We start from the raw sequence: 11314 nt of genomic DNA on the forward strand, positions 1-11314 counted from the left end.
GCCCGGGCCGAACCTATTTCTCCGCGTCCAGGGCCTTGATGACCCTGTCGGTAATGTCGATGCGCGGGCTGCGGTAGACCACCGCCTCCTGCTGCAGGATCAGGTCGTATTTTTCCTGCTCGGCGATCTGCTTGATCACCCGGTCCGCCTTCTGCAGGATCTGCGCCGTTTCTTCGTTGCGCCGCAAGTTCAAGTCTTCCCGGAACTCCCGCTGGGCCCGCTGCAAGTCCCGGTTGAGGTTGGCCAGGTCCCGCTCCTTCTTGGTCCGCTCGGACTCGGGCAGGGTGACCCCGTCCTTTTCCAGGGAGGCCTGTAGGTCCCGCGCCTGCTTGACCATCTTCTGGATCTCCTGGTCGCGGGCGCTGAACTCCCGCTCGATCTTTTTCTGGGCGCGCACCGCAGGCGTCGATTCCCGCAAGATCCGCTCCACGTGGACGGTGCCGATCTTCAACTCCGCGGCCCAGGCCGGGCCGGCGCCCAGCACCAGGGCCAGCGCGGCCAGGGCCGTCCTTGCTTTCATCCTCATAGCTGGTCCTTCTCAGAAAGTGCGTCCCAACTGGAACTGGAACGGTTCCTTCTTGTCCGTGTCCTTCGCGTTGAGCGGGAAGCCCAGGGAGAGGCGCAGCGGCCCCACGGGCGAGAGCCAGCTCACGCTCACGCCGGTGGAAAATCTGACGCCCTCGCTTCCCGCCTTGGCCTCGTCGCCGTACACCGCGCCGGCGTCGAGAAAGACGCTCATGCGCGCGGTCTTGTCGTCGCGGAAGCCGGGAAAGGGGAAGAAAACTTCCGCGCTCCCCACCACCATCCTGTTGCCCCCCAGGGCCTCGTCGTTCACGTCCCGCGGGCCCAGCGACCCAGTCTCGAAACCGCGCACCGTGTTGATGCCGCCAGCGAAGAAATTCTTGTAGAAGGGCAGCGGCTTGTCGTTGTACCCGTCGCCGTAGCCCACCTCCCCGCGCAGCAGCAGGCTCCAGGTGCGCCCCAGGGGCATGAACCACTGCTGCTGATAGGAAAGCTTGTAGTATTGCAGGTCGCCCACGGGGAGGGAAACCTCCGCGCCCGCCCGCTGGAAGCGCCCCGAGCGGGGGAAGAAGGCGCTGTCCCGGGTGTCCCGCTGCCAGGCTACGGTGAACGGGAAGTTGGTGTTGCTCTCGCCGAAGGTGTTGACGAAGTCGACGAAACGCTGGGGGCTGTCGGCGAAAACGCTCACCTCGGTATTCTCCGCCCCTAGCCCAAAGAGGATGGTGTCGTCGGCCGTGACTGGAACCCCCAGCCGGAAGTTGAGACCCAGGGTGGAGGTCTTGTAGCTACCCACGTCCAGGGAGGTGGAATCCACGTCCCGCTTGAAGATGTCGAAGCCGCGGCTCACGCCGTCCACGGTCCAGTAGGGCTGGGTGAACGAGAGCGCGTACACGGTGTTGACCTTGCCTGAGTTCACCTGCAACGACAGGGCGTTGCCGGTGCCCAGGAAATTGTTCTGGGAGATGGACCCGCTCAGCACCAGGCCCTCCGAGCTGGAAAACCCGGCCCCCAGGAGCAGCGCCCCGGTTGGCTGCTCCTCCACCGTGAAGACCACGTCCACCTGGTCGGTGGTGCCCGGAACCGCCGGCGTCTCCACGTTCACCTGCTTGAAATACCCCAGGCGATCGAGGCGCTTCTTCGACTCCTCGATTCTGCGCGCCGAATACCACGCCCCTTCCAGCTGGCGCAGCTCCCGGCGAATCACCTCGTCCCGGGTGCGCGTGTTGCCCTGGATGCTGATCCGCCGCACGTAGACCCTGCGCCCAGGGTCGACGAAGAAAGTGAAGGCCACCTCCTTCTTGTCCTTGTCCATCTGGGGCACCGCGTTCACGTTGGCGAAGGCGTAGCCTTCGTCGCCCAGGCGATCGGTGATGAGCTTGCTCGATTCGGTCACCTTGGCCCGGGAGAACACTTCCCCGGGCTTGATCTTCACGAGCTTGCGCAGCTCCTCTTCCGGGATGCGCAGGTCGCCCTCCAGCTTCACGTCCGAGACGGTGTAGCGGGAGCCTTCCGTGATGGCGATGGTGATGTAAATGTCCCGCTTGTCCGGCGTGATGGAGACCTGGGTGGAGTCGATGCCGAACTCCAGGTAGCCCTGGTCCAGATAAAACGAGCGCAGGGTCTCCAGGTCCGCCGACAACTTCTGCCGGGAGTACTGGTCGTTCTTGGTGTACCAAGTGATCCAGCCGGGAGTGGTGAGCTGGAACAGGCCGAGCAACTGGGACTCGGAGAACGCCCGATTGCCCACGATGTTGATCTGGCGGATCTTGGCCACCTCCCCCTCGTCCACGGTGAAGGTGATGGCCACCCGGTTACGGTCGAGGGGAGTGACGGTGGTGCTCACTTGCACGCCGTATTTGCCCCGGCTCAGGTACTGGCGCTTGAGCTCCTGCTCGGCACGTTCCAGCAGCGCCCGGTCGAAGATGCGCGCCTCCGCCAGCCCCACCTGCTTCAGCGCCGCGCGCAACTGCTCCAGATCGAATTCCCTCACCCCGATGAAATCGATCTGGGAGATCGCGGGGCGCTCTTCCACGAAGACCACCAGCACGTCCCCGTCGCGCTCCAGCCGCACGTCTTTGAAGAAACCGGTGCCGTACAGGGCCTTAATGGCCGCAGAGGCTCTTTCCTGGGTGACCGTGTCGCCCACTTTGAGGGGCAGGTAGCTGAAGACGGTGCCGGCCTCGATCCGCTGGATTCCTTCCACGCGGATGTCGCGCACCACGAACGGTTCGAAGGCGTGGGCCGAGAAGGAGATCAGGGCTGCGGCCATGAGGCCGAGGAGCCTGCGCTTCATCCGTTCTCAGCCCGACAAGAGTCGATTGAGGTCATTGTATAAAGCAAAAGCCATGAGGACGAACAGCAGCGCCACGCCGACCTGCTGCCCGAGCTCCATGGCCTTTTCAGAAACGGGACGGCCCTTGAAAATCTCGACGATATAATACATTAAGTGCCCGCCATCGAGCACGGGAATCGGCAGCAGGTTGAGCACGCCCAGGCTCACGCTCACCAGCGCGATGAAGCTCACGTAGGGTATCCAGCCGAGCTGGGCGGACTGGCCCGCGTAATCGGCGATGGTGATGGGGCCGCTCACGTTGCGCCACGAAACCTCGCCAAGGAGCATGCGCCAGAGCATGCGCAGCGTGAGGGCCGTCGTGTCCCAGGTCTTGGCCGCCGCCCGGCCCATCGCCTCCAGCGGCCCATAGCGCTGGATCACCACTAGGGAACGGGCGGACTCGGACTGGGTGCGGACCTCGATGCCGATGCGGCCGGTCGTTTCGCCGCCCTTCCCCACCGGCTCGGGAACCACCGTGACCCGCACCCGGGCGTCGCCGCGCAGCAGCTCGAATTCCAGGGCGCGGCCGGGGTTGTCCTGGGCCTTCTTCACCACCTGGTCGGCCCGGCGGACCGGCTCCCCATCGATGGCCTCGATCACGTCGCCCTCCCGAAGCCCCGCCCGTGCCCCGGCCCCGCCGCTCAAGACCCGCCCCACGCTCACGACGCCGCTCGCGCGGTAAGGCACAAGCCCCAGCCGGGCGAGCAGCTCCGCGTCCAGATCTTCGGCGCCGAGGGCGGAAAGATCCAGGGAGCGCGCCACCCGCTGGCCTTCGGCGGTTTCCACCTCCAGCGCCAGCTTGTCCCGTCCCAGGGCCCGGTCGAGGAGCCGCAGCCGCACGTCCTGCCAAGTGGCGACCGGCTTGCCGTCGATGGCGACCAGCGTGTCCCCTTCGGCGAGCCCCGCCACGGCTGCGGCCGTACCCGGCTCCACCGGCCCCAACACGGGCTTCACCCCCGGCACCCCGGTGAGGAACAGCAGCCAGTAGAGGGCGACGGCCAGCAGGAAATTGGCGAGCGGCCCCGCCAGCACGATGGCGAAACGGCGGTACACCGACTGGCGATTGAACGCCCGGTGGCGCTCTTCGGGCCGCACCTGGCCTTCCCGCTCGTCCAGCATCTTGACGTAGCCGCCCAGGGGAAAGGCCGAGATCACCCATTCGGTCCGGTCGCGCCCGGCGCGCCAGACGAGGAGCGGCTTTCCGAAGCCCACCGAGAACCGGAGCACCTTCACGCCGCACCAGCGCGCGACAGCGTAGTGCCCCAACTCGTGGAATACGATCAGGACGCCCAGGGCGAGGAGAAAGGCGACGAGGGTGAGCAGAAAGTCTGGCATACCGCAACGAGGCCGCGCGTGCGCCCCTGGATCAAAAAAATCGATTATACAAGAGAAACCAGACGATCCCGGGCGGCCTCCCGCCCCGCGCGGTCGGCGCCCAGCACGTCTTCGAGGCAGCGAATCGCCGCCGGCGGCACCCGATCCAGCGCATAGTTGATCAGGTCCGGGATCGCGGTAAAGGGAATCCGCCGCTCCAAAAACGCTTCGACCGCCACTTCGTTGGCGGCGTTCAGCACGGCCGGCGCGTTGCCCCCGGCTTCGATGGCGCGGTAGGCGAGGGCAAGACAGGGGAAGCGTTCCAGGTCCGGCGCCTCGAACTCGAGCCGGCCGAAACCCACCACGTCCACCAGGGGCACGCCCGCGTCGATGCGTTCCGGATAGCCCAGGGCATAGGCGATGGGGGTGCGCATATCCGGGTAGCCCAGTTGGGCGATCACCGAGCCGTCCCGGTACTCCACCATGGAATGGATGATGCTCTGGGGATGGACCACCACCTGCACCCGGTCCACCGCCACGTCGAACAGCCAGCACGCCTCGATCACTTCCAGGCCCTTGTTCATCAAGGTAGCGGAGTCCACCGAGATTTTCTTCCCCATGGCCCAGTTGGGATGGGCACACGCCTGCTCCGGCGTGACCGAGGAGAACGCCTGGGCCGGCAGGGTGCGCAACGGCCCGCCGGAAGCGGTGAGCCAGAGCCGGCGCACGCCGGCGGCGTCGAGATTAGTCCTGCGGGCGCCCGGCAGCGCCTGGAGAATGGCGTTGTGCTCGCTGTCCACCGGAAGGAGCGTGGCGCCGTGGAGGCGCACCGCCTCCATGAAGACGCCGCCCGCCATGACCAGGGCCTCCTTGTTGGCGAGCAGCACCGTTTTCCCGGCGCAAGCGGCCGCCATGGCGGACTTGAGCCCGGCCGCCCCCACAATCCCCGCCACCACCACGTCCGCCTCCGGCGCCCCGGCCACCTGGGCGAACGCCTCTTCTCCCCAGAGCACTTCCGTGGCGAGGCCCTCGTCCCGCAACAACCCCGCCAGGCGTTGGGCGTCGCCCGGCTCGCGCAGCACCGCGTAGGCAGGGCGGAAGGCCCGACACTGATCGAACAGCCGATCCACCCGTTGCTTCGCCGCCAGCGCCAGCACCCGGAACCGCTCGGGGTTACGGGCCACCACGTCCAGGGTATTGAGCCCGATGCTGCCGGTGGAGCCGAGCACCACCACGCTCCGGGGCGTCCGGTCGAGTCGTTCACCCGGAAAGGAAGGGAGAGGAGTCGGCTGCAGGGGTTCGCCGATCGGTTCCATGGTCCTCAAGGGCCGCCGATAGGGCGGGCCAGCCCCGCGAGCAGGCCCGCCACCGGCAACGCCGCTGTCAGGCTGTCGACCCGGTCCAATACGCCGCCGTGGCCGGGAAGAAGGGTGCCGCTGTCCTTCACGCCCGCGTGCCGTTTGACGGCGGACTCGAACAGATCGCCCAGCACGCTCACCGCCGCCAGGGCCACCAGTAGCAGTGTAATCCAAAGGCCTTCAGCCCAGAACACGCGCACCGCCCCCGCCGTCTGGACCAGGATGGCGCCCAGGGCCACCGCGACCAGGGCCCCCATCAATCCCTCCCAGGTCTTGCCGGGGCTGATGACGGGGGCGAGCTTGCGCCGTCCCCAACGCCGCCCCACCAGGTAAGCGGCGCTATCGGCTACCCAGACCGCGGCCAGCACCAGCAGCAGCTCGGCTGGGCTCCCCCCCCTCAGGACCACTGCGGCCACGCCCGCCGGCACCAGCACCAGGGCGCCGGCACCGAGCAGCACGGGGAGAGGAAGCCGCGGCCAGCCCCGGGCGAACCAGGCGGGCACCGCCACCAGCCAGAACAGGGTTGCGGCGGTGAACACCGCCCAGGGGATCGGTGACCCTGGGCCTGCCCCCGTCCAGCCCAACAGGGCCACCAGGGCACCGATGCCGAGGGCATAGACGAGCCTGGAGACCGCCGCCGCCCCCGCGAGGGCGCCCCATTCCCATGCGGCCAGGGCGACGGCGCTGGCGATCAGGGCGGTCCAGGCGGGGTACGGGAAGAAAAACAGAGCGGCCAGGAACAGGCCGAGCAGCCCGGCTGCCGTGAGGACTCGAGACGCAAGGGTCGGGGTCAAAGCGCCGGATGGGGCGGGTCGGCGTCCCACGCCGGGAAGCCTCCTAAGCCGGTTTGCGCCGCTCCAGGGTTTCGGCCAATTGCTCGCTGGTGCGGCCGAAGCGCCGCTCCCGCTGCTGATACCAGAGGATCGCTTCGTGCAGCGCCCGAGCGTCGAAGTCGGGCCACAGGATGTCGGTGAAGTACAGCTCGGTGTAGGCGAGCTGCCACAGCAGGAAGTTGCTCACCCGCTGCTCCCCCCCGGTGCGGATGAACAGATCCGGCTCCGGCGCGTAGCTCATGGCCAGATAGGGCGTGAGGTCGGTTTCCGCGAACCGGGTCGCCAGCTCCGGCCGCGCTTGCAGCATGCGCTGGACCGCTTGCATGATGTCCCAGCGCCCGCCGTAGTTGACCGCCACGGTGAGGGTGAGCCGCCGGTTGCTCCGGGTGAGGGCCTCCGCCTGCTCGATCAGCCGCACCAGCCGCTCCTCCAGCCCCTCCCGGCTGCCCACGACCTTCAGCCGGATGCCGTTCTCGTGCAGTTTCACCACCTCCTGCTCCAGCATGCTGACGAAAAGCTGCATGAGGAAGTTGACCTCCTCCTTCGGCCGCCGCCAGTTCTCGCTGCTGAAGGCGAACAGGGTGAGGTACTCGACCCCCAGCTCGCCGCAGGCGCGCACCGTCGCGCGCACCGCCTCCATTCCCTTGCGGTGGCCGGCCACCCTGGGCAGGAAGCGCCGGCGCGCCCAGCGGCCGTTGCCGTCCATAATCACGGCGATGTGCCGGGGGATGGCGCCCACCGGCGGGATGCTCAGCGTGCTGCTCTGGTGCTCGCTCATCGGGCTCCTTTCATGGGTCGCGGGGAAACGGCCCCGGCCTAGACCGCCATCAGGTCAGCTTCCTTCCCTTGCAGGACCTTGTCCACCTCGGCGATATAGCGGTCGGTGAGCTTCTGGATCTCGTCCTGGGCGCGCCGCTCTTCGTCCTCGGAGATCTTCTTCTCCTTGAGCAGCTCCTTGAGCTGGGCGATGGCGTCGCGGCGTACGTTGCGGATCGCCACCCGGGCGCTCTCCGCCTCGTGCCGCACCAGTTTGATCAGCTCCCGGCGGCGCTCTTCGGTGAGGGGCGGCATGGGCACCCGCACCGTGTCTCCCACCGTGGCCGGATTGAGCCCCAGATCCGAGTCCCGGATGGCTTTCTCGATCTTGGGCAGCATGTTCTTTTCCCAGGGGGTGACGCCTATGGTGCGGGCGTCCAGCAGGGTCAGGTTGGCCACCTGGTTGAGGGGCGTGGGGGCGCCGTAGTAATCCACCGTGATGTGCTCCAGCAGGCCCGTGTGGGCGCGCCCCGTGCGCACCTTGGAGAACTCGGCCTTCAAGGCCTCCACGCTCCTGTGCATCTTGTGATCTGCGGTCTTTTTCACGTCGGCGATCATGGCTCGTTCCTTCTGGCTTGCGGACGAGGCGGGCATCAGCACTCGACCAGGGTTCCTTCGTCCTCGCCCATCACCACGCGCTTCAGCGCCCCCGGCTTGAAAATGCTGAACACCTTGACCGGCAGCTTCTGGTCGCGGCACAGGGTGAGGGCGGTGGCGTCCATCACCTTGAGGTTGCGGATGATGGCCTCGTCGAAGGTCAGGCGCTGGTAGCGCATGGCGTCGGGGTGGATCATCGGGTCCTCGGTGTAGACCCCGTCCACCTTAGTCGCCTTCAGCACCACGTCCACGTTCATTTCCATGCCCCGCAGCGCCGCCGCCGTGTCGGTAGTGAAGAACGGGTTGCCCGTGCCCGCGGCGAAAATCACCACCTTGCCCTCCTCCAGGTAGCGCATGGCCTTGCCGCGGATGTAGGGCTCCGCCACCTGCTCGATATTGAGGGCCGACTGCACCCGGCTCGGCAGACCCACCCGGCGCATGGCGTCTTGCAGCGCCAAGGCGTTCATCACCGTGGCGAGCATGCCGATGTAGTCGGCGGTGGCCCGATCCATGCCGGCCGCGGCCGGGGCCACCCCGCGGAAGATGTTGCCGCCGCCGATCACCACCGCGATCTGCACCCCCAGCACCGCCACCTCCTTGATCTCGGAGACGATGCGCTCGATGGTGGCGCGGTTGATGCCGTAGCTGTCTTCCCCCATGAGCGCTTCCCCGCTCAGCTTGAGCAGGATGCGCTTGTAGACCGGGCGCGACGCGGGGGCGTCCATCGGCGGGGCTCAGCGGGCTTGAGCGGCCTGGGCCATCACCTCAGCGGCGAAGTCAGACTGCTTTTTTTCGATGCCCTCCCCCACGACGAAGAGGACGTACCCCGCCACCGAGGCGCCCTTCTCCTTGAGCAGGGCTTCCACCGTGCGCTTGTCATCCTTCACGAACGGCTGTCCGAGGAGCGTCACTTCCCGGAGGAACTTCTGCACCGCGCCCTCCACCATCTTCTCCACGATGGGGGCGGGCTTGCCCGATTCGGCCGCCTTGGCGGCGGCGATGTCCCGCTCCTTCTGGATCAGCTCCGCCGGAACCTGCTCGCGGGAGACGGCGATGGGCTTGGACGCAGCGATGTGCATCGCCAGATCCTTGGCCAGAGCCTCGTCGCCGCCCGCGACGTCCACCAGCACGCCGATCTTGGCCCCGGCGTGGACGTAGGAGGCGAGCCGGCCTTTCGCCACGAGCCGGGCGAAGCGGCGCACGGAAATGTTCTCCCCGATGCGCCCCACCAGCGCCTTGCGCGCCTCCTCCACCGTGGCCCCGTTCATGGGCAGGCGCAAGAGCGCCTCCACGTCGGCAGGATTGCTCTGTGCCACCAGGGTCGCAAGCTGATTGGCGAAAGACTGGAAGTCCTGGTTCTTGGCCACGAAATCTGTCTCGCAATTGACTTCGACGATGGCCCCGAGCCGGGCGTCGGGATTCAAATGCACGGCGACGATGCCTTCGGCGGCGAGGCGGCCGGCGGCCTTGGTGGCCTTGTTGCCCAGCTTGATGCGCAGGATCTCTTCCGCTTTGGCCATGTCCCCGCCCGCCTCGGCGAGGGCTTTCTTGCACTCCATCATGGGCGCGTCGGTCTTGTCGCGCAGTTCCTTGACCATGCTTGCGGTGATTTCCGCCATGTTTCGCTCCTGACCTTCCTGGATCGCGGGCGGCCCCAGGTCGCCCGCGGCTGCAGATCTCAAAAAAAGGGGGCTTTCCGCCCCCTCTCCGTCTCGTCCTTTGTCATTCTTCCTGCGGCGTCGCCTCGGGATTGTCGACTTCGACGAACTCGTCCTCGACCAGCTCCTTGATGATTTGACTGCGCCCTTCCAAGACGGCGTCGGCAATGCCCCGGGCATAGAGCCGGATCGCCCGGGCCGAGTCGTCGTTACCCGGGATCACGTAGGTGATGCCCTCCGGCGAATGGTTGGTATCCACCACCGCCACCACCGGGATGCCCAGCTTGTTGGCTTCCGACACCGCGATCTTGTGGAATCCCACGTCCACCACGAAGAGGGCGTCCGGAAGCGCATTCATGTCCTTGATGCCGCCGAGGCTGCGCTCCAGCTTGTCCAGCTCCCGCTTGAGCCGCAGCGCCTCCTTCTTCGGCAGCCGCTCCATGGAGCCGTCCTCCACCATGGCCTCCAGCTCCCGCAGCCGCTTCACCGACTGCTTCACCGTCTTGAAGTTGGTGAGCATCCCGCCCAGCCAGCGGTAGTCCACGTAGGGGCTGCCGCAGCGGATCGCCTCTTCGCGGACGATTTCCCGGGCCTGGCGCTTGGTCCCCACGAAGAGGATGGTGCCCTTGTTGGCGGCAAGCCGTCGCACGTAGGCGGTAGCCTCCAGGTAGAGGGGCAGGGTTTTTTCCAGGTTGATGATGTGGATGCGGTTGCGGTGGCCGAAGATATAGGGTGCCATCTTCGGGTTCCAGAAGCGGGTCTGGTGCCCGAAATGGACGCCCGCCTCCAGCATTTGACGCATGGTGATCGACATTTGCGCTCCGTAGGCAAGGGTTGAGCCTCCACCCGCCCGGTCGACTCGGCCGCGCCGAGCACCCTCGCGGGGCGGGTGTGGGAATTTCGTTCCATAAACAAGATATTGAACGAATTTTGAATTTTAACATCAAAAATCCGCACGCCTCAAGGCAAAAACGCTTTTCATTGTCACCGCCGAGTCGATCTTCTATCCTACTCGCTTGCCAACGGATGAATGGGCCCTCGTTCGAAGGGCCGAGGATTTCGCTTTATGGACATGCCGGCGCGCAGCGGGGTCGTGATCAAGACCCCGGAGGAAATCGAGGCTATGCGCCTCGCCGGGCGCCTCGCGGCTGAGGTGCTGGATTTCATCACCCCTTACGTGAAACCGGGCGTGTCCACTGGCGAGCTGGACACTCTGTGCCACGAGTACATGGTCAAGGTGCAGAAGACCGTCCCCGCACCCCTCAATTACGCCCCGCCGGGCTATCCCCCCTTCCCCAAGTCCATCTGCACCTCCGTCAATCACCAGGTGTGCCACGGGGTTCCCGGAGACCGCAAGCTGAAAGCCGGCGATATCGTCAACATCGACGTCACGGTGATCAGGGACGGGTTCCACGGCGACACCAGCCGCATGTTCTTCGTGGGGGAGCCCTCGATCCTGGCCCGGCGGCTGTGCCAGGTCACCTACGAGTGCATGTGGCGCGGCATCCGGGCGGTGGCCCCGGGGCGCCACCTGGGGGACATCGGGCACGCGATCCAGGCCCACGCCGAAAGCCACGGCTTCAGCGTTGTGCGGGAGTTCTGCGGCCACGGCATCGGGCGCAAGTTCCACGAGGAACCCCAGGTGCTGCACTACGGGCGCCCGGGCACCGGGATGAAGCTCGTGCCCGGGATGATCTTCACCATCGAGCCCATGATCAACGCCGGCAAGCCCGGGGTGCGCCAGCTCGCGGACGGCTGGACCGTGGTCACCAAGGACCACAGCCTTTCCGCCCAGTGGGAGCACACGGTGCTGGTGACCGAGCGGGGCTACGAAGTCCTGACCCTCTCCCCTGGCGCCCCGCCTGAGCCCCCCCTCGACTGAGC

11 protein-coding genes are annotated in these 11314 nt (G+C 66.7%); 1 reads left to right on the top strand and 10 read right to left on the bottom strand.

The genetic code is table 11. The features are described from left to right. Nucleotides 1-13: 13 nt before the first annotated feature. The 10 genes from ACUVYZ_RS07025 to rpsB form a co-directional block, all read right to left on the bottom strand. Nucleotides 14-520, bottom strand: a complete 507-nt coding sequence (locus tag ACUVYZ_RS07025; protein WP_439933674.1) for an OmpH family outer membrane protein — start codon at nucleotides 518-520, stop codon at nucleotides 14-16. Between the two features lie 18 nt (nucleotides 521-538). Then, nucleotides 539-2815 carry an outer membrane protein assembly factor BamA gene (gene bamA / locus ACUVYZ_RS07030; protein WP_439933673.1) on the bottom strand — a complete coding sequence of 759 codons (2277 nt, stop codon included), beginning with the start codon at nucleotides 2813-2815 and terminating at the stop codon, nucleotides 539-541. A 6-nt stretch (nucleotides 2816-2821) separates the two neighbouring features. Next, nucleotides 2822-4189 carry an RIP metalloprotease RseP gene (gene rseP / locus ACUVYZ_RS07035; RefSeq protein ID WP_439933672.1) on the bottom strand — a complete coding sequence of 456 codons (1368 nt, stop codon included), beginning with the start codon at nucleotides 4187-4189 and terminating at the stop codon, nucleotides 2822-2824. Between the two features lie 44 nt (nucleotides 4190-4233). Further along, nucleotides 4234-5484 (bottom strand): 1-deoxy-D-xylulose-5-phosphate reductoisomerase, encoded by a 1251-nt coding sequence (gene ispC / locus ACUVYZ_RS07040; protein ID WP_439933671.1) that lies wholly within the window; start codon nucleotides 5482-5484, stop codon nucleotides 4234-4236. A gap of 5 nt (nucleotides 5485-5489) precedes the next feature. Next, on the bottom strand, nucleotides 5490-6350 hold the full coding sequence (locus tag ACUVYZ_RS07045) for a phosphatidate cytidylyltransferase (protein ID WP_439933670.1): 861 nt from the start codon (nucleotides 6348-6350) through the stop codon (nucleotides 5490-5492). A gap of 13 nt (nucleotides 6351-6363) precedes the next feature. Beyond that, entirely contained in the window at nucleotides 6364-7137 is a 774-nt protein-coding gene (locus tag ACUVYZ_RS07050; RefSeq protein ID WP_439933669.1) for an isoprenyl transferase, read from the bottom strand. A gap of 38 nt (nucleotides 7138-7175) precedes the next feature. Then, nucleotides 7176-7733, bottom strand: coding sequence for a ribosome recycling factor (gene frr / locus ACUVYZ_RS07055; RefSeq protein ID WP_439933668.1), 558 nt, complete (start codon nucleotides 7731-7733; stop codon nucleotides 7176-7178). A gap of 35 nt (nucleotides 7734-7768) precedes the next feature. Further along, nucleotides 7769-8497 (bottom strand): UMP kinase, encoded by a 729-nt coding sequence (gene pyrH / locus ACUVYZ_RS07060; protein WP_439933667.1) that lies wholly within the window; start codon nucleotides 8495-8497, stop codon nucleotides 7769-7771. A 9-nt stretch (nucleotides 8498-8506) separates the two neighbouring features. Then, nucleotides 8507-9391 (bottom strand): translation elongation factor Ts, encoded by an 885-nt coding sequence (gene tsf / locus ACUVYZ_RS07065; RefSeq protein ID WP_439933666.1) that lies wholly within the window; start codon nucleotides 9389-9391, stop codon nucleotides 8507-8509. A 103-nt stretch (nucleotides 9392-9494) separates the two neighbouring features. Beyond that, on the bottom strand, nucleotides 9495-10244 hold the full coding sequence (rpsB, locus tag ACUVYZ_RS07070) for a 30S ribosomal protein S2 (protein ID WP_439933665.1): 750 nt from the start codon (nucleotides 10242-10244) through the stop codon (nucleotides 9495-9497). A 258-nt stretch (nucleotides 10245-10502) separates the two neighbouring features. Between rpsB and map the strand changes: the two genes are divergently transcribed. Beyond that, nucleotides 10503-11312, top strand: a complete 810-nt coding sequence (gene map, locus ACUVYZ_RS07075) for a type I methionyl aminopeptidase (protein ID WP_439933788.1) — start codon at nucleotides 10503-10505, stop codon at nucleotides 11310-11312. Nucleotides 11313-11314 lie beyond the last annotated feature (2 nt).

The organism is Pelomicrobium sp. P1 (assembly GCF_052805615.1).

What these genes read in the sequence shown, in the direction of transcription:
- ACUVYZ_RS07025 (WP_439933674.1), bottom strand. Translation starts at nt 520, where the DNA reads ATGAAAGCAAGGACGGCCCTGGCCGCGCTGGCCCTGGTGCTGGGCGCC.
- bamA (WP_439933673.1), bottom strand. Translation starts at nt 2,815, where the DNA reads ATGAAGCGCAGGCTCCTCGGCCTCATGGCCGCAGCCCTGATCTCCTTC.
- rseP (WP_439933672.1), bottom strand. Translation starts at nt 4,189, where the DNA reads ATGCCAGACTTTCTGCTCACCCTCGTCGCCTTTCTCCTCGCCCTGGGC.
- ispC (WP_439933671.1), bottom strand. Translation starts at nt 5,484, where the DNA reads ATGGAACCGATCGGCGAACCCCTGCAGCCGACTCCTCTCCCTTCCTTT.
- ACUVYZ_RS07050 (WP_439933669.1), bottom strand. Translation starts at nt 7,137, where the DNA reads ATGAGCGAGCACCAGAGCAGCACGCTGAGCATCCCGCCGGTGGGCGCC.
- frr (WP_439933668.1), bottom strand. Translation starts at nt 7,733, where the DNA reads ATGATCGCCGACGTGAAAAAGACCGCAGATCACAAGATGCACAGGAGC.
- pyrH (WP_439933667.1), bottom strand. Translation starts at nt 8,497, where the DNA reads ATGGACGCCCCCGCGTCGCGCCCGGTCTACAAGCGCATCCTGCTCAAG.
- tsf (WP_439933666.1), bottom strand. Translation starts at nt 9,391, where the DNA reads ATGGCGGAAATCACCGCAAGCATGGTCAAGGAACTGCGCGACAAGACC.
- rpsB (WP_439933665.1), bottom strand. Translation starts at nt 10,244, where the DNA reads ATGTCGATCACCATGCGTCAAATGCTGGAGGCGGGCGTCCATTTCGGG.
- map (WP_439933788.1), top strand. Translation starts at nt 10,503, where the DNA reads ATGCCGGCGCGCAGCGGGGTCGTGATCAAGACCCCGGAGGAAATCGAG.